Source organism: Pseudomonas sp. lyk4-TYG-107 (assembly GCF_030209055.1).
In the GTDB taxonomy this organism is placed as follows: Bacteria; Pseudomonadota; Gammaproteobacteria; order Pseudomonadales; family Pseudomonadaceae; genus Aquipseudomonas; species Aquipseudomonas putida_A.
In genome coordinates this window covers 266,922-284,908 of the sequence record NZ_JARVST010000006.1, presented here as the reverse complement: position 1 = coordinate 284,908, position 17,987 = coordinate 266,922, and the positions used below count along the sequence as shown (strand labels likewise).

The following is a 17,987-nucleotide window of genomic DNA, read 5'->3' as shown; positions in this document are numbered from 1 at the left end:
CCCTGAAGGTGGCGAAGAGCCGCGTTTATCGCGATTACCTGTAGGGCCGGGTCAGGACAAAAAAAGATAACCCTGCTTTCGATTTTTTTCCCCAGGAGATTTTCAATCAGACGCTATGGCTGATCGAGACCCAGTAACGGGTGAAGTAGCGGACGTTGATCGGTAACGAGGCCTGAAGATTGGCCAGCACGGCATCGGTGGAATCGAGCCGAAAGGTGCCGGATACGCGTAGATCCCGGGCACGACTATCGCAGTGCATAACACCGCTGCGATAACGCCCCAGCTCTTCGATTACCGCGCCCAGCCGCGCATCGAGCACAATCAGCTGGCCGTTGGTCCAGGCCACTGCCGAGGATTTAAAGGGGTAAAGGACCCCGATATGCCGACTATCGAAATCCGCACCTTCGCCTGCTTTCAGGATCATCGCGCTCGTTGATCGATCAGCGGGTTGCACGCTGACCCGATCTTCCAACACGCCGACCCGCGTTGAGCCCGACAACTTATGCACAGAAAAACGGGTACCCAACGCTTGAATTCGGCCATCCGCGGTTTCGACCAAAAACGGCCGCTGATCGCCGAGCTTGCCGGTCTGAATGAGGATTTCACCCGAGCGCAAACGAATCAGCCGTTGCGTTGCGTCGAAAGATACATCGATGGCCGTATCGGTATTGATCTGAATCTGGCTGCCATCGGCCAATGAGATGTTGCGACGCTGACCAACGCCGGTTTTGTAATCAGCCCAGGCATTTCCAAGGGAGGTATGTTGTTGGGCGTTCCAGCCAAGGATCCCCGTCCCTGTCGCGAGCAGTAATAATTTCAGGATCTGGCGCCTTTGTTGGCCGGTATTCAGTGCGCGACGTTTCAAATCAAGCGGCAAAGTGCCGAGCTGACGCTGCAGTTGTTCCATCTGGTTCCAGGCCGCCAGATGCGCTGGATCGCTATCTATCCACAGCTGCCAGGCTTTTTGATCGGCGAGGGTCGGCGGATCGGCCTGAAACTGCACGTACCAACTGGCAGCCGCTTCGAAAACCTTGCGGTTCGGTGCAGTGGGCATCAACGCTGCGCCATGATCAGGGCACATTCCGTCAGGGCGCGGATCATGTGCTTCTTTACTGTGGTCAGGGAAACCTGCAACTGCGCAGCGATCTGTTGATAAGTCAAACCGTCGATCTGCGAAAGCATGAAGATCTTCTGGGTTCGCGCGCCCAGACCGGCCAAGGCTTTATCCACAGCGATCAGGGTTTCGATGATCAGCGCCTTGTCTTCTTCGCTGATGGCGGTGGCTTCTGGTCGAGCAGCCAAGGTCTGCAAGTAGGCAACTTCGATGGCCTGTCTTCTATAGCGATCAATGACGAGGCCGCGTGCAATGGTCGCCAGATAATCCCGCGGTTCGAGAATCTGCGACGCATTACGTGCCGCGAGGATCCGCACGAAAGTGTCATGCGCGACATCGGCAGCATCGCAGGCGTCGTGCAGTTTGCCCTTGAGCCATCCATACAGCCACGAATGGTGTTGCTCGTAGATTTGCTCGATCGCAGCATGATGGGCGGGTAGGGACATGGGAGAAACTGACGAGTTAATGATAATGGCTATTATTAGCCTCTGTTACGTTCTCTCACAATAGCCCTGTCACATCCCACTATCGACTTCATGCTCGTCTCCGATCTCTCGGTGGCGTTTTACTGCGTCCTGAAAAAACCGTCTGGTTGAATTTCTGTGGATTAAGCCCTGTGAATAACTGCCACTGAGGTCAGTTGATAACAGGGCGTGAAAACTGGATATAACTGCCTCTGTGGATAACCACCCCATTCATCCACAGGCTTAAACCGGTTATCCAAGGGCCTCCTGAGGACCTGATAACAGGGTTTTGAAACTCTGTACACATTGAATAATAAGGCCTGTAGCAATCTATCCACAGAAAGGTCGGTCAGTAAGAATAAGCATTAAAACAAAGGTTTTATAAATTTCTCTCTTTTTTATTCTTTTAACCTCGAGTTCTCCACAGCTGGTTAAATTTTGTGCAAAGGGTTCTTTAGGGAGGGCGAAGTCCCTATACTTGTCGACCAGGTCCAGAAACCTGATCTCAAACTATTCCTGAATACCTACTTAAGCAGGCACGAGGTGCGTGGTGGATTTCCCTTCCCGTTTTGAAGTGATCGTCATCGGCGGCGGTCATGCCGGTACCGAGGCAGCACTGGCCTCAGCACGTATGGGGGCAAAAACCCTGTTGCTGACGCATAACGTGGAAACCCTCGGTGCCATGAGCTGCAACCCGGCCATCGGTGGCATTGGCAAAAGCCATTTGGTCAAGGAAATTGACGCCCTCGGCGGCGCGATGGCCATGGCTACCGATCTGGGCGGCATCCAGTTTCGCGTATTGAACAGCCGCAAAGGTCCGGCCGTACGAGCGACCCGTGCGCAAGCCGACCGTATTCTGTACAAGGCCGCTGTCCGCGAAATTCTGGAAAACCAACCGAACCTGTGGATATTTCAACAGGCCGCTGACGACCTGATCGTCGAGCAGGACCAGGTACGCGGTGTTGTCACGCAAATGGGTCTGCGGTTCTTCGCCGATTCCGTGGTGTTGACCACTGGTACGTTCCTCGGTGGACTTATCCACATCGGTTTGCAGAATTTCTCCGGCGGTCGTGCCGGTGACCCGCCGTCGATTGCCCTGGCACATCGTCTGCGTGAACTGCCGCTGCGTGTCGGTCGCCTGAAAACCGGTACGCCACCGCGCATCGATGGCAAATCTGTGGATTTCTCGGTCATGACCGAGCAACCGGGCGATACGCCGATCCCGGTCATGTCGTTCATGGGCAACAAGGAACAACATCCGCGCCAGGTCAGTTGCTGGATTACCCATACCAACGCCCGCACCCACGAAATCATCGCGGCGAACCTCGATCGTTCGCCGATGTATTCCGCTGCCGGCGAAATCGAAGGCATCGGTCCGCGCTACTGCCCGTCGATCGAAGACAAGATTCATCGCTTTGCCGACAAGGAAAGCCATCAGGTGTTCATCGAGCCGGAAGGCCTGACCACCCATGAGCTGTACCCGAACGGGATATCCACAAGCTTGCCGTTCGACGTGCAATTGCAGATCGTGCAATCGATCCGCGGCATGGAAAACGCGCACATCGTGCGTCCGGGTTATGCGATCGAGTACGACTACTTCGACCCGCGTGACCTGAAATACAGCCTGGAAACCAAAGTCATCGGCGGTCTGTTCTTCGCTGGTCAGATCAACGGCACCACCGGTTACGAAGAAGCCGGTGCGCAAGGTTTGCTCGCCGGGGCCAACGCCGCGCTGCGTGCCAAGGGCAAAGAAGCCTGGTGCCCGCGTCGCGATGAAGCGTACATCGGCGTGCTGGTCGACGACCTGATCACCCTCGGTACCCAAGAGCCGTACCGCATGTTCACTTCCCGTGCCGAGTACCGCCTGATTCTGCGCGAGGACAACGCCGACCTGCGTCTGACCGAAAAAGGTCGCGAGCTGGGTCTGGTCGATGACGCGCGTTGGGCGGCCTTCTGCAAGAAACGCGAAAGCATCGAACTCGAAGAGCAGCGCCTGAAGAGCACCTGGGTTCGCCCGGGCACCCAGCAGGGCGATGCTATTGCGGAAAAATTCGGCACGCCGCTGACTCACGAATACAACTTGCTCAACCTCTTGAGCCGTCCGGAAATCGACTACGCTGGTCTGGTCGAAGTGACCGGGCAGGGCGCCGAAGATCCACAGGTCGCCGAACAGGTTGAAATCAAGACCAAATACGCCGGTTACATCGACCGTCAACAGGACGAGATCGCCCGTCTGCGCGCCAGTGAAGACACGAAATTGCCTGTGGATATCGATTACACCAACATATCCGGTCTCTCCAAGGAGATTCAGAGCAAGCTCGGTGCGACGCGTCCGGAGACGCTCGGCCAGGCTTCGCGGATCCCGGGGGTGACCCCGGCAGCGATTTCGCTGTTGATGATTCATTTGAAAAAACGCGGCGCGGGCCGTCAGTTGGAGCAAAGCGCTTGAGTTCTAAGGTCACTTCGCAACACGCCGAAGAGTTATCCACAGGAGCCCGCGAGCTCGGTGTCAATCTCAGCGCAGCCCAGCACGAATTGCTGCTGGGTTACCTGGCCCTGTTGATCAAATGGAACCAGGCCTACAACCTGACTGCAGTGCGCGATCCTGATGAAATGGTTTCGCGGCATTTGCTCGATAGCTTGAGCGTGATGTCGTTCATCGAAAACGGCCGCTGGCTCGATGTCGGCAGTGGCGGCGGCATGCCGGGGATCCCGTTGGCGATCCTGTATCCGGACTCGCAAGTCACCTGTCTGGACAGCAACGGCAAGAAAACCCGCTTCCTGACTCAGGTCAAACTCGAACTCAAACTGGATAACCTGCAAGTTATCCACAGTCGCGTCGAAGCCTTCCAGCCTGCCCAGCCATTCAACGGGATCATTTCCCGGGCTTTCAGCAGTATGGAGAACTTCACCAACTGGACTCGCCACCTCGGCGATGCCAACACGCGCTGGCTGGCAATGAAGGGCGTTCATCCGGCCGATGAGCTGGTAGCATTGCCGGCAGACTTCAAACTCGATAGCGAACACGCCCTGGCCGTACCCGGTTGCCAAGGCCAACGCCATCTGCTGATACTGCGCCGCACGGCATGATTGGGAACACAAGCAAGAATGGCTAAGGTATTCGCGATAGCGAACCAGAAGGGTGGTGTGGGCAAGACCACCACCTGCATCAACCTCGCAGCATCCCTGGTCGCGACCAAGCGCCGGGTGCTGTTGATCGATCTCGATCCACAGGGCAACGCCACCATGGGTAGCGGTGTGGATAAACATGGCCTGGAAAACTCGGTCTACGACCTGCTGATCGGCGAATGCGATCTGGCCCAGGCCATGCACTACTCCGAGCACGGCGGTTATCAACTGCTGCCGGCCAACCGCGACCTGACTGCGGCTGAAGTGGTGCTGCTGGAAATGCAGATGAAGGAAAGCCGTCTGCGCAGCGCGCTGGCGCCGATCCGTGAAAACTACGATTACATTTTGATCGACTGCCCGCCGTCGCTGTCGATGCTTACGCTGAACGCATTGGTTGCCGCCGATGGGGTGATTATCCCCATGCAGTGCGAATACTTTGCGCTCGAAGGCTTGAGCGACCTTGTGGATAACATCAAACGCATTGCCGAACTGCTGAACCCCAACCTCAAGGTCGAAGGTCTGCTGCGCACCATGTACGACCCGCGGCTGAGCCTGATGAACGATGTTTCGGCGCAGCTGAAGGAACACTTTGGCGAGCAGCTGTACGACACGGTGATCCCGCGCAACATCCGCCTGGCCGAAGCACCGAGCTACGGTATGCCGGCACTGGCCTACGACAAGCAATCGCGCGGCGCGCTGGCCTATTTGGCACTGGCGGGCGAGATGGTTCGCCGTCAGCGCAAAAATTCACGCATCGCCGCTGCCCAGCCAACTTAAGGAATCCCCATGGCCGTCAAGAAACGAGGTCTCGGACGTGGACTGGATGCACTGCTGAGTGGTCCGACCGTCAGCGCGCTGGAAGAACAGGCGGCGCAGGCCGATACCCGTGAACTGCAACACCTGCCACTGGACCTGCTGCAGCGTGGCAAATACCAGCCACGCCGCGACATGGATCCGCAGGCGCTGGAAGAGCTGGCGCAGTCGATCAAGGCGCAAGGCGTGATGCAGCCGATCGTGGTGCGCCCGATTGGCGGTGGCCGCTTCGAAATCATCGCCGGTGAACGGCGCTGGCGCGCCAGCCAGCAGGCCGGCCAGGAAACCATCCCGGCGATGGTCCGGGATGTGCCGGATGAGACGGCGATCGCCATTGCGCTGATCGAGAACATCCAGCGTGAAGACCTGAACCCGATCGAAGAAGCCGTCGCCTTGCAGCGTCTGCAGCAGGAATTCCAGCTCACTCAGCAACAGGTTGCCGAGGCTGTGGGTAAGTCCCGCGTGACTGTGGCTAACCTGTTGCGACTTATTGCACTGCCGGAAGTCATCAAGACCATGCTGTCCCACGGTGACCTGGAAATGGGTCATGCCCGTGCTTTGCTCGGTCTGCCGGACAATCAGCAGGTGGAAGGGGCGCGACATGTTGTCGCACGCGGCCTGACTGTGCGCCAAACCGAGGCACTGGTTCGTCAGTGGTTGAGTGGCAAACCGGAGCCTGTGGAAGCAGCCAAACCCGACCCGGATATCGCCCGGCTCGAACAGCGTCTGGCCGAGCGCCTAGGCTCTGCGGTGCAGATTCGCCACGGCAAGAAGGGAAAAGGTCAGCTGGTGATCGGTTACAACTCACTCGATGAGCTTCAAGGTGTGCTCGCACACATCCGCTGAAACATTTCCTCATGTAGCGCGCAGTCGGAAATCACTACCTGACAGTTGAATAGGGGCAGAACCGCCCCTATACTCTGCGCGCATTTTGTCGGCACAAATTATGCCAAGTTATTGAATTCTGGCAGCCGACCATTGGAGAGCAAATGTGATGGAAACCCGCAAGCCAAACCGCCTGCCGTTCCATCGCCTGGCGGTTTTTCCGGTGTTGATGGCTCAATTTGTCATTTTGCTCATTGCCGCTTTGGCGCTCTGGCAATGGCATGGAGTCGTTGCCGGATACTCGGGACTTTGCGGAGGCCTGATAGCCTTGCTGCCCAATGTTTATTTCGCTCACAAGGCATTTCGGTTTTCCGGCGCCCGAGCAGCCCAGTCCATCGTCCGGTCATTTTATGCCGGCGAGGCAGGCAAACTGATTTTGACGGCAGTGCTGTTTGCACTGGTGTTTGCAGGTGTGAAGCCATTGGCGCCGATCGCAGTATTCGGCGCTTTCGTGCTGACTCAGTCGGTCAGCTGGTTCGCTCCCCTGCTGATGAGAACAAGACTTTCGAGACCTTAGGGCGTTTGAGGCAACCATGGCAGAAACAACCGCTTCGGGCTATATCCAGCACCACTTGCAGAACCTGACCTTCGGTCAGCTACCTAACGGCGGCTGGGGCTTTGCCCATACCGCAGCAGAAGCCAAGGAAATGGGCTTCTGGGCTTTCCACGTCGATACCCTCGGCTGGTCGGTCGCGCTGGGTCTGATCTTCGTTTTCCTTTTCCGCATGGCGGCAAAGAAAGCAACATCGGGTCAGCCAGGTGCTTTGCAGAACTTCGTTGAAGTATTGGTCGAATTCGTCGATGGCAGCGTGAAAGACAGCTTCCATGGCCGTAGCCCGGTGATCGCACCGCTGGCACTGACCATCTTCGTCTGGGTGTTCCTGATGAACGCCGTCGACCTGGTACCGGTCGACTGGATTCCTCAGCTGGCCATCCTGATCACCGGCGACCACCACATCCCGTTCCGTGCCGTGTCGACCACCGACCCGAACGCGACCCTGGGCATGGCGTTCTCGGTTTTCGCACTGATCATTTTCTATAGCATCAAGGTCAAGGGCATCGGCGGCTTCATCGGCGAACTGACCCTGCACCCGTTCGGCAGCAAGAACATCTTCGTTCAGGCCCTGCTGATCCCGGTGAACTTCCTGCTGGAATTCGTGACCCTGATCGCCAAGCCGATCTCTCTGGCCCTGCGTCTGTTCGGCAACATGTATGCCGGCGAGCTGGTGTTCATTCTGATCGCTGTGATGTTCGGCAGCGGCCTGCTCTGGCTGAGTGGCCTGGGCGTTGTTCTGCAGTGGGCGTGGGCTGTGTTCCACATCCTGATCATCACCCTGCAGGCGTTCATCTTCATGATGCTGACCATCGTCTACCTGTCGATGGCGCACGAAGAAAACCATTAAGAGCAGCCTTGGCTGATCTGATGTCCCTCCCGGTCAAACGGGAGGGGGCTCTTAACCGGGCCTCTGAAACGATTTGTTTTACCGCTTTAATCTAAAAAACCTAAACCATACGACGTAAAAGTCGGGAGGAAAGATGGAAACTGTAGTTGGTCTAACCGCTATCGCTGTTGCACTGTTGATCGGCCTGGGCGCACTGGGTACCGCAATTGGTTTCGGCCTGCTGGGCGGCAAGTTCCTGGAAGGCGCAGCGCGTCAGCCAGAAATGGTTCCAATGCTGCAAGTTAAAATGTTCATCGTTGCCGGTCTGCTCGACGCCGTAACCATGATCGGTGTTGGTATCGCTCTGTTCTTCACCTTTGCGAACCCGTTCGTTGGTCAGATCGCTGGCTAATTACCCGGATTCTTCCGAGTAATTTGGTGTGATGGACAACGTAACTGCGAGGTGTTGGCGTGAACATTAATGCGACCCTGATTGGCCAGTCCGTTGCGTTCCTGATTTTTGTACTGTTCTGCATGAAGTTCGTATGGCCTCCGGTCATCGCGGCACTGCACGAACGTCAAAAGAAGATCGCTGATGGTCTGGACGCTGCCAGCCGTGCAGCTCGCGACCTGGAGTTGGCCCAAGAGAAAGCGGGTCAGCAACTGCGCGAAGCGAAAGCTCAGGCAGCTGAAATCATCGAGCAAGCCAAGAAACGCGGCAACCAGATCGTTGAAGAGGCTGTTGAAAAAGCCCGTATCGACGCTGACCGTGTGAAGGTTCAGGCTCAAGCCGAGATCGAACAGGAACTGAACAGTGTCAAAGACAAGCTGCGCGCCCAAGTGGGCTTGCTGGCTGTCGGCGGCGCCGAGAAGATCCTGGGTGCCACAATCGATCAAAACGCGCACGCAGAGCTGGTTAACCAACTGGCTGCTGAAATCTAAGCGAGGGCGATCATGGCAGAACTGACCACGTTGGCCCGACCTTACGCTAAGGCGGCCTTCGAGCACGCTCAGGCCCACCAGCAACTGGCCAATTGGTCAGCCATGCTCGGCCTGGCTGCAGCGGTGTCGCAAGACGACACCATGCAGCGCGTGCTCAAGGCCCCGCGACTGACGAGCGCAGAAAAGGCCGCCACGTTCATTGACGTGTGCGGCGACAAGTTTGATGCCAAGGCACAGAACTTCATCAATGTCGTTGCCGAAAACGACCGTCTCCCGCTTCTGCCGGAGATCGCCGCTCTGTTCGACCTGTACAAGGCCGAACAAGAGAAGTCGGTAGACGTTGAAGTGACCAGTGCTTTCGCATTGAACCAAGAACAGCAAGACAAACTCGCCAAGGTTCTCAGTGCACGACTCAACCGGGAAGTGCGCCTGCAAGTTGCGGAGGATGCTGCCCTTATAGGGGGTGTCGTTATCCGCGCCGGCGACCTGGTTATCGATGGCTCGATTCGCGGCAAAATCGCGAAACTTGCCGAAGCATTGAAATCTTGAGTTTGAAGGGGCAGCAGAGCAATGCAGCAACTCAATCCTTCCGAAATAAGTGAAATTATCAAGGGCCGCATCGACAAGCTCGATGTGACCTCCCAAGCCCGTAACGAAGGCACTGTCGTCAGCGTATCTGACGGCATCGTGCGGATTCACGGTCTGGCCGACGTCATGTACGGCGAGATGATCGAGTTTCCGGGCGGCGTCTACGGTATGGCCCTCAACCTGGAGCAAGACTCCGTAGGTGCCGTTGTACTGGGCGCATACACCAGTCTGGCTGAAGGCATGAGCGCCAAGTGCACCGGCCGCATCCTCGAAGTTCCGGTTGGTAAGGAACTGCTGGGTCGCGTAGTCGATGCACTGGGTAACCCTGTTGACGGCAAAGGTCCACTGGGCAACACCTTGACCGACGCGGTCGAGAAAGTTGCACCGGGCGTGATCTGGCGTAAGTCGGTAGACCAGCCTGTACAGACTGGCTACAAGGCTGTCGATGCCATGATCCCTGTCGGCCGTGGCCAGCGTGAGCTGATCATCGGTGACCGTCAGATCGGTAAAACCGCTCTGGCGATCGACGCGATCATCAACCAGAAAGACAGCGGCATTTTCTGCGTCTATGTAGCGATCGGTCAGAAGCAATCGACCATCGCCAACGTGGTTCGCAAGCTGGAAGAAAACGGCGCCCTGGCCAACACGATCATCGTGGCTGCCAGTGCTTCGGAATCTCCTGCGCTGCAATTCCTGGCACCGTACTCCGGTTGCACCATGGGTGAATTCTTCCGCGACCGCGGTGAAGACGCGCTGATCGTTTATGACGATCTGTCCAAACAAGCAGTGGCTTACCGCCAGATTTCCCTGCTGCTGCGCCGTCCACCAGGCCGTGAAGCTTACCCAGGCGACGTGTTCTATCTCCACTCCCGTCTGCTGGAGCGCGCATCCCGCGTTTCGGAAGAATACGTAGAGAAGTTCACCAACGGCGCAGTGACCGGCAAAACCGGTTCCCTGACCGCACTGCCGATCATCGAAACCCAGGCTGGCGACGTTTCCGCGTTCGTTCCGACCAACGTGATTTCCATCACCGACGGTCAGATCTTCCTGGAATCGGCCATGTTCAACTCGGGCATCCGCCCTGCAGTGAACGCCGGTGTTTCGGTATCCCGTGTGGGTGGTGCCGCTCAGACCAAGATCATCAAGAAGCTGTCCGGTGGTATCCGTACCGCTCTGGCTCAGTACCGTGAACTGGCGGCATTCGCCCAGTTCGCTTCTGACCTGGACGAAGCGACCCGTAAGCAACTTGAGCATGGTCAGCGCGTTACCGAGCTGATGAAGCAGAAGCAATACGCACCAATGTCGATCGCTGACATGGCGCTGTCGCTGTATGCCGCTGAGCGTGGGTTCCTGACTGACATTGAAATCGCCAAGATCGGCAGCTTCGAACAAGCGCTGATTGCTTTCTTCAACCGCGATCACGCCGATTTGATGGCCAAGATCAACGTTAAAGGTGACTTCAATGACGAAATCGACGCTGGCATGAAAGCCGGTATCGAGAAGTTCAAGGCCACCCAAACCTGGTAAGCCGCAGCGGGAGCCGCAAGGCTCCCGCTTGCTAACCTGATAGGTGTTACATGGCAGGCGCAAAAGAGATTCGCAGTAAGATTGCGAGCATCAAAAGCACGCAAAAAATTACCAGCGCCATGGAAAAAGTGGCGGTGAGCAAAATGCGCAAGGCACAAATGCGCATGGCAGCCAGCCGTCCTTATGCGGAGCGTATCCGCCAGGTAATTGGGCATCTGGCCAACGCCAACCCGGAATACCGCCACCCGTTCATGATCGACCGTGAAGTAAAGCGTGTTGGTTATGTCGTCGTGAGCAGTGACCGTGGTTTGTGCGGCGGCTTGAACACCAACCTGTTCAAGGCCCTGGTCAAGGACATGGCGGTAAACCGCGAAAACGGCGTCGAGATTGATCTGTGTGTAGTCGGTAGCAAGGGTGCGGCCTTTTTCCGCAACTTCGGCGGTAACGTCGTTGCAGCTATCAGCCACCTGGGTGAAGAGCCGTCGATCAATGATTTGATCGGCAGCGTCAAGGTGATGCTGGATGCCTACCTGGAGGGCCGTATCGATCGCCTGTCCGTGGTATCCAACAAGTTCATCAACACCATGACACAACAGCCTACCGTGGAGCAGTTGATTCCACTGGTGGCAACCCCGGATCAAGAACTCAAGCACCACTGGGACTACCTCTACGAACCAGACGCCAAAGAGCTGCTTGACGGCTTGATGGTGCGCTACGTGGAGTCGCAGGTGTACCAGGCGGTGGTCGAGAACAACGCGGCTGAACAAGCTGCGCGGATGATCGCGATGAAGAACGCTACCGACAACGCCGGTGATTTGATCAGCGATTTGCAGCTGATCTACAACAAGGCGCGTCAGGCTGCGATCACCCAAGAGATCTCGGAAATCGTCGGCGGCGCTGCCGCGGTTTAACGGTTCAAATATTCAGAGGATCCAGCTATGAGTAGCGGACGTATCGTTCAAATCATCGGCGCCGTTATCGACGTGGAATTTCCACGCGACAGCGTACCGAGCATCTACAACGCGCTGAAAGTAGTCAGCGCGGCCGAAACCACTCTGGAAGTTCAGCAACAGCTGGGCGACGGCGTGGTTCGTACCATTGCGATGGGTTCCACCGAGGGCTTGAAGCGCGGTCTGGAAGTTACCGATTCCGGCGCAGCCATCTCCGTACCGGTCGGTAAAGCGACTCTGGGCCGGATCATGGACGTTCTGGGTAACCCGATCGACGAAGCCGGTCCAATCGACACCGAAGAGCGCTGGGGCATTCACCGCGCAGCACCTTCGTTCGCTGAGCAAGCAGGCGGCAACGACCTGCTGGAAACCGGGATCAAGGTTATCGACCTGGTTTGCCCGTTCGCCAAAGGCGGTAAAGTCGGTCTGTTCGGTGGTGCCGGTGTAGGCAAAACCGTAAACATGATGGAACTGATCCGTAACATCGCCATCGAGCACAGCGGTTATTCCGTGTTCGCCGGTGTGGGTGAGCGTACTCGTGAGGGTAACGACTTCTACCACGAGATGAAGGACTCCAACGTTCTGGACAAAGTGGCACTGGTTTACGGTCAGATGAACGAGCCGCCGGGAAACCGTCTGCGCGTAGCCCTGACCGGCCTGACCATGGCCGAGAAGTTCCGTGACGAAGGTAACGACGTTCTGCTGTTCGTCGACAACATCTACCGTTACACCCTGGCCGGTACTGAAGTATCCGCACTGCTGGGCCGTATGCCTTCGGCAGTAGGTTACCAGCCGACCCTGGCTGAAGAGATGGGCGTTCTGCAAGAACGTATCACTTCGACCAAAGAAGGTTCGATCACCTCGATCCAGGCGGTATACGTACCTGCGGATGACTTGACCGACCCGTCGCCAGCGACCACCTTCGCCCACTTGGACGCCACCGTCGTTCTGTCCCGTGACATCGCTTCCCTGGGTATCTACCCAGCGGTAGATCCACTGGATTCGACTTCGCGCCAGCTGGATCCGAACGTAATCGGTCAGGACCACTACGACACCGCTCGCGGCGTTCAGTACGTTCTGCAACGTTACAAAGAGCTGAAAGACATCATCGCGATCCTGGGTATGGACGAGCTGTCGGAAGCCGACAAACAGTTGGTTAACCGTGCTCGTAAGATCCAGCGCTTCTTGTCGCAGCCGTTCTTCGTGGCTGAAGTCTTCACCGGTGCTTCGGGTAAATACGTTTCCCTGAAAGACACCATTGCTGGCTTCAAAGGCATCCTCAACGGTGACTACGACCACCTGCCAGAACAAGCGTTCTACATGGTTGGCGGCATCGAAGAAGCGATCGAGAAAGCCAAGAAACTGTAATCCCGGCGCCCGGCAACGGGCGCTAATTTAGGTTGAGGCAATCAGATGGCTATGACAGTCCATTGCGATATCGTCAGCGCGGAAGGGGAAATCTTTTCCGGCCTGGTCGAGATGGTGATTGCGCACGGTGCACTGGGTGATCTTGGTATCGCTCTGGGTCACGCGCCGCTGATCACTAATCTGAAGCCAGGTCCGATCCGCCTGATCAAGCAAGGCGGGGAAGCCGAGGTGTTCTACATCTCCGGTGGTTTCCTCGAGGTTCAGCCGAACATGGTCAAGGTGCTTGCCGATACCGTGCAACGTGCCGCCGACCTGGATGAAGCTCAAGCCCAGGCAGCTCTCAAGGCTGCCGAAGCTGCTCTGCACGAGAAGAGCGCAGATTTCGACTACGGAGCTGCGTCCGCACGTCTGGCCGAGGCTGCAGCTCAGCTGCGCACCGTCCAGCAGATCCGCAAGAAGTTTGGCGGTTAATCCGTCAGCCACTTGTTGTGCGATTGATAAAAAAGGGTAGCCTCGGCTACCCTTTTTTCTTTTCCGATTTTTACAACCCGGTCGCAGTTGCTGACCACCCAGGATTGGTAGCCAGTCATGTCTCTCGAAATCGTTATCCTCGCGGCCGGTCAAGGCACCCGTATGCGTTCGGCGTTGCCGAAAGTGCTGCACCCGGTAGCCGGCAATTCCATGCTTGGGCATGTTATCCACAGCGCACGGCAGCTCGATCCACAGCGCATTCATGTGGTGATCGGCCATGGTGCCGATGTGGTGCGTGAGCGTCTGGCGGCTGACGATTTGAATTTCGTGCTGCAGGACAAGCAATTGGGCACTGGTCATGCAACGGCTCAGGCTGTGCCGTTCATCAGCGCCGACACCGTGTTGATCCTCTACGGTGACGTGCCATTGATCGAGGTCGAAACCCTGCAGCGCCTGCTTAAACATGTCGTACCGGGGCAGATGGGCCTGTTGACCGTCGAGCTGGAAGATCCGACCGGTTACGGCCGCATCGTGCGTGATGCTGACGGCAAGGTCGCAGCCATCGTTGAGCACAAAGATGCCAGCGAAGCCCAGCGCGCAATCACCGAAGGCAATACCGGCATCCTCGCCGTGCCGGCCAATCGTCTGGCCGACTGGATGAGCCGCCTGTCGAACAACAATGCCCAGGGTGAGTACTACTTGACCGACGTGATCGAAATGGCGGTCAGCGATGGTCTGGTGGTGGCCACTGAACAACCGCACGACCCGATGGAAGTGCAGGGCGCCAATGATCGTAAGCAACTGGCGGAACTGGAGCGGCATTACCAACTGCGCGCCGGCCGCCGGCTGATGGCGCAAGGCGTGACCCTGCGTGACCCGGCGCGTTTCGATGTGCGTGGCGAAGTCACCGTCGGTCGCGATGTGCTGATCGACATCAACGTGATTCTCGAAGGTAATGTTGTCATCGAGGACGACGTGGTGATCGGCCCGAACTGCGTGATCAAGGACAGCACCCTGCGCAAAGGCGTGGTGATCAAAGCCAACAGCCACATCGAAGGTGCGGTGCTGGGTGAAGGCAGCGATGCCGGTCCTTTCGCTCGTCTACGTCCGGGCACAGTGCTAGAAGCGCGCGCGCATGTGGGTAACTTTGTCGAACTGAAAAACGCGCGCATGGGTGAGGGCGCCAAGGCCGGGCATCTGACCTATCTGGGCGACGCGGAAATCGGCGCCCGCACCAACATTGGCGCGGGCACCATTACCTGCAACTACGATGGCGCCAACAAGTGGAAAACCGTGTTGGGCGAGGACGTGTTCATCGGCTCCAACAACTCGTTGGTCGCACCTGTGGATATCTCGTCCGGGGCAACTACCGCGGCTGGTTCGACCATCACCCAGAATGTGGATAACGCCCAGTTGGCCGTTGGTCGGGCGCGGCAGAAAAATATCGACGGCTGGAAGCGGCCGGAGAAGATCAAGAAGAGTTGAGTTATCCACAGCTGCACTTAATGCTTGAATCCAAATGTGGGAGCGGGCTTGCTCGCGAATGCGGTGTTTCAGTTTCACATTTCAGTGACTGACCCTCCGCATTCGCGAGCAAGCCCGCTCCCACATTCGTCTATGTCGTTTCTAAAATTTTCGATCTGTCGCTTGACGATTTATGGCCGATAGGTTTTGATTGCTTCCGTTATCTTTCGAATCGAAACTTATACCAACATGTCGAAACGCAATACGCCTCAACGCCGACACAATATCCTCGCCTTGCTCAATGACCAGGGCGAAGTCAGTGTGGATGAACTGGCCAAGCGCTTCGAAACTTCTGAAGTTACGATTCGCAAGGATCTGGCCGCACTGGAAAGCCATGGTCTGTTGCTGCGCCGTTACGGCGGGGCGATCACCATGCCGCAGGAATTGGTCGCTGAACCGGGCCAAAGCGTTTCAAAGTACAAACAGGCGATTGCCCGCGCCGCCGTCAAACGTATCCGCGAGCACGCCCGCATCATCATCGACAGTGGCAGCACCACTGCGGCGATGATTCCCGAGCTTGGCCAGCAGCCGGGTCTGGTGGTGATGACCAACTCCCTGCACGTGGCCAACGCCTTGAGCGAACTCGAACACGAACCGGTGCTGCTGATGACGGGCGGCACCTGGGATCCGCATTCGGAGTCCTTCCAGGGCCAGGTGGCCGAGCAGGTACTACGCTCTTACGACTTCGACCAGTTGTTCATTGGCGCCGATGGCATCGATCTGGTGCGCGGTACCACCACGTTCAACGAATTGCTTGGCCTGAGCCGGGTGATGGCCGACGTGGCGCGTGAAGTCATCGTGATGGTCGAGGCCGACAAGATCGGCCGCAAGATTCCCAACCTGGAGCTGCCGTGGAGCAGCGTCCATACCCTCATTACCGATGATCGCCTGCCTGAAGAGGCCCGCGATCAGATACAGGCCCGCGGTATCAGCGTGATTTGCGCGGCTGTCAGTCAGGAGAAATAAGCATGTGTGGAATTGTCGGCGCAGTTGCTGAACGTAATATCACCGCCATCCTGCTCGAAGGCCTCAAGCGCCTTGAATACCGCGGCTATGACAGCGCCGGTGTGGCGGTTTTCACCAACGATGAAAAGCTCGAGCGCATGCGCCGTCCGGGCAAGGTCAGCGAGCTGGAAGCGGCGCTGGCCGCACAGCCGCTAGTTGGCCGTCTCGGTATCGCCCACACCCGTTGGGCGACCCACGGTGCACCGTGCGAGCGTAACGCGCACCCGCATTTCTCCGGTGATATCGCGGTGGTGCACAACGGCATCATCGAGAATCACGAAGCCCTGCGTGAGCAACTGAAAGCGCTGGGTTACGTGTTTACTTCGGACACCGACACCGAAGTCATCGCGCACCTGCTGAGCCACAAACTCAAGGATCAGCCTGACCTGACCGTCGCGCTCAAAGCCACCGTCAAGGAACTGCACGGCGCCTACGGTCTGGCCGTGATCAACGCACAACAGCCGGATCGTCTGGTTGCCGCACGCAGTGGCAGCCCGTTGGTGATCGGTCTGGGCCTGGGTGAGAACTTCCTCGCGTCCGACCAATTGGCCCTGCGTCAGGTCACTGACCGCTTCATGTACCTGGAAGAAGGCGATATCGCCGAAATTCGCCGCGATAACGTGCAGATCTGGGACGTCAACGGCAACGCCGTCGAGCGCCAGACCGTGCAGTACAGCGATGGTGCCGAAGCTGCTGACAAGGGCGAGTTCCGCCACTACATGCTCAAGGAAATCCATGAGCAACCATCCGTTGTCCAACGCACCCTCGAAGGCCGTCTGAGTCCGAATCAGGTGCTGGTGCAGGCCTTCGGTCCACAGGCTGCCGAACTGTTCGCCAAAGTGCGCAACGTGCAGATTGTCGCCTGCGGTACCAGCTACCACGCCGGTATGGTCGCGCGTTACTGGCTCGAAGAACTGGCCGGTATCCCGTGCCAGGTCGAAGTCGCCAGCGAATTCCGCTACCGCAAGGTGGTGGTGCAGCCGGATACCCTGTTCGTCACCATCTCGCAGTCCGGCGAAACCGCCGACACCCTGGCCGCGCTGCGCAACGCCAAAGAGCTGGGCTTCCTCGCCAGCCTGGCGATCTGCAACGTCGGCATCAGCTCGCTGGTGCGTGAATCCGACCTGACGCTGCTGACCCAGGCCGGTCGCGAAATCGGCGTAGCCTCGACCAAGGCGTTCACCACGCAACTGGTCGGCCTGTTGCTGCTGACCCTGTCGCTGGGTCAGGTACGCGGCACGCTCGGCAAAGGCGTTGAAGCCACGCTGGTGGAAGAGTTGCGTCGCCTGCCGACCCGTCTGGGCGAAGCGCTGGCGATGGACAGCACCGTGGAAAAAATCGCCGAACTGTTCGCCGAGAAGAATCACACCCTGTTCCTCGGCCGTGGCGCGCAGTTCCCGGTCGCAATGGAGGGCGCCTTGAAGCTCAAGGAAATCTCCTACATCCACGCCGAAGCCTACCCGGCCGGTGAGCTGAAGCACGGCCCGCTGGCGCTTGTGGATAACGACATGCCGGTGGTCACCGTGGCGCCGAACAACGAACTGCTGGAGAAGCTCAAGTCCAACCTGCAGGAAGTCCGTGCCCGTGGCGGTGAACTGATCGTGTTCGCTGACGAGAAAGCCGGGATGACCAACGGCGAAGGCACCCATGTGGTGCAGATGCCGCACATCCACGATATTCTTTCGCCGATCCTCTACACCATCCCCCTGCAGTTGCTGTCGTACTACGTCGCCGTGCTCAAGGGCACCGACGTCGACCAGCCGCGCAACCTGGCGAAGTCGGTGACGGTGGAATAAGTTATCCACAGCTGACATTGACCCGCAAA

At 57.6% G+C, this 17,987-nt stretch carries 18 protein-coding genes; 16 read left to right on the top strand and 2 right to left on the bottom strand.

Annotated elements, in window-relative coordinates; translation table 11 throughout:
- Positions 1-106 precede the first annotated feature (106 nt).
- Entirely contained in the window at positions 107-1,054 is a 948-nt protein-coding gene (locus tag QRN61_RS07020; RefSeq protein ID WP_096795464.1) for a FecR domain-containing protein, read from the bottom strand.
- Entirely contained in the window at positions 1,054-1,560 is a 507-nt protein-coding gene (locus QRN61_RS07015; RefSeq protein ID WP_027610289.1) for a sigma-70 family RNA polymerase sigma factor, read from the bottom strand. Before QRN61_RS07015 ends, QRN61_RS07020 begins: the two co-directional genes overlap by 1 nt.
- A gap of 568 nt (positions 1,561-2,128) precedes the next feature.
- On the opposite strand from QRN61_RS07015, the gene mnmG reads away from it, so the two are divergent.
- The 16 genes from mnmG (at position 2,129) to glmS (ending at position 17,958) form a co-directional block, all read left to right on the top strand.
- The gene (mnmG, locus tag QRN61_RS07010) at positions 2,129-4,027 is read left to right on the top strand and encodes a tRNA uridine-5-carboxymethylaminomethyl(34) synthesis enzyme MnmG (protein WP_007960775.1); all 1,899 of its coding nucleotides are present in this window, start codon (positions 2,129-2,131) and stop codon (positions 4,025-4,027) included.
- Positions 4,024-4,668, top strand: coding sequence for a 16S rRNA (guanine(527)-N(7))-methyltransferase RsmG (rsmG, locus tag QRN61_RS07005; protein WP_285373472.1), 645 nt, complete (start codon positions 4,024-4,026; stop codon positions 4,666-4,668). The genes mnmG and rsmG overlap by 4 nt, the downstream gene beginning before the upstream one ends.
- Before the next feature lie 18 nt (positions 4,669-4,686).
- Positions 4,687-5,484: a ParA family protein gene (locus QRN61_RS07000; protein WP_003229787.1), complete on the top strand. Its 798-nt coding sequence runs from the start codon at positions 4,687-4,689 to the stop codon at positions 5,482-5,484.
- Between the two features lie 9 nt (positions 5,485-5,493).
- Entirely contained in the window at positions 5,494-6,366 is an 873-nt protein-coding gene (locus QRN61_RS06995; RefSeq protein ID WP_007960777.1) for a ParB/RepB/Spo0J family partition protein, read from the top strand.
- A gap of 148 nt (positions 6,367-6,514) precedes the next feature.
- On the top strand, positions 6,515-6,922 hold the full coding sequence (locus QRN61_RS06990) for a F0F1 ATP synthase subunit I (protein WP_003229783.1): 408 nt from the start codon (positions 6,515-6,517) through the stop codon (positions 6,920-6,922).
- Positions 6,923-6,938: 16 nt separating this feature from the next.
- A complete protein-coding gene (atpB, locus tag QRN61_RS06985) occupies positions 6,939-7,808 on the top strand; it encodes a F0F1 ATP synthase subunit A (RefSeq protein ID WP_007960779.1) in 870 nt (289 codons plus the stop codon).
- Positions 7,809-7,941: 133 nt separating this feature from the next.
- Positions 7,942-8,199 carry a F0F1 ATP synthase subunit C gene (atpE, locus tag QRN61_RS06980; protein WP_003097235.1) on the top strand — a complete coding sequence of 86 codons (258 nt, stop codon included), beginning with the start codon at positions 7,942-7,944 and terminating at the stop codon, positions 8,197-8,199.
- A 59-nt stretch (positions 8,200-8,258) separates the two neighbouring features.
- Positions 8,259-8,729 carry a F0F1 ATP synthase subunit B gene (locus tag QRN61_RS06975; RefSeq protein WP_011336718.1) on the top strand — a complete coding sequence of 157 codons (471 nt, stop codon included), beginning with the start codon at positions 8,259-8,261 and terminating at the stop codon, positions 8,727-8,729.
- A 12-nt stretch (positions 8,730-8,741) separates the two neighbouring features.
- Positions 8,742-9,278, top strand: a complete 537-nt coding sequence (locus tag QRN61_RS06970) for a F0F1 ATP synthase subunit delta (protein WP_007911956.1) — start codon at positions 8,742-8,744, stop codon at positions 9,276-9,278.
- 21 nt (positions 9,279-9,299) lie between these two features.
- Positions 9,300-10,844, top strand: a complete 1,545-nt coding sequence (atpA, locus tag QRN61_RS06965; protein ID WP_047596971.1) for a F0F1 ATP synthase subunit alpha — start codon at positions 9,300-9,302, stop codon at positions 10,842-10,844.
- 50 nt (positions 10,845-10,894) lie between these two features.
- A complete protein-coding gene (gene atpG, locus QRN61_RS06960; RefSeq protein ID WP_010565870.1) occupies positions 10,895-11,755 on the top strand; it encodes a F0F1 ATP synthase subunit gamma in 861 nt (286 codons plus the stop codon).
- Positions 11,756-11,782: 27 nt separating this feature from the next.
- On the top strand, positions 11,783-13,162 hold the full coding sequence (atpD, locus tag QRN61_RS06955) for a F0F1 ATP synthase subunit beta (RefSeq protein ID WP_027610292.1): 1,380 nt from the start codon (positions 11,783-11,785) through the stop codon (positions 13,160-13,162).
- Between the two features lie 45 nt (positions 13,163-13,207).
- On the top strand, positions 13,208-13,633 hold the full coding sequence (locus tag QRN61_RS06950) for a F0F1 ATP synthase subunit epsilon (RefSeq protein ID WP_007954164.1): 426 nt from the start codon (positions 13,208-13,210) through the stop codon (positions 13,631-13,633).
- A 117-nt stretch (positions 13,634-13,750) separates the two neighbouring features.
- Positions 13,751-15,118: a bifunctional UDP-N-acetylglucosamine diphosphorylase/glucosamine-1-phosphate N-acetyltransferase GlmU gene (glmU, locus tag QRN61_RS06945; RefSeq protein ID WP_098966415.1), complete on the top strand. Its 1,368-nt coding sequence runs from the start codon at positions 13,751-13,753 to the stop codon at positions 15,116-15,118.
- Positions 15,119-15,346: 228 nt separating this feature from the next.
- The gene (locus QRN61_RS06940; RefSeq protein WP_285373471.1) at positions 15,347-16,123 is read left to right on the top strand and encodes a DeoR/GlpR family DNA-binding transcription regulator; all 777 of its coding nucleotides are present in this window, start codon (positions 15,347-15,349) and stop codon (positions 16,121-16,123) included.
- A 2-nt stretch (positions 16,124-16,125) separates the two neighbouring features.
- The gene (glmS, locus tag QRN61_RS06935; protein WP_183783369.1) at positions 16,126-17,958 is read left to right on the top strand and encodes a glutamine--fructose-6-phosphate transaminase (isomerizing); all 1,833 of its coding nucleotides are present in this window, start codon (positions 16,126-16,128) and stop codon (positions 17,956-17,958) included.
- Positions 17,959-17,987: the final 29 nt, after the last annotated feature.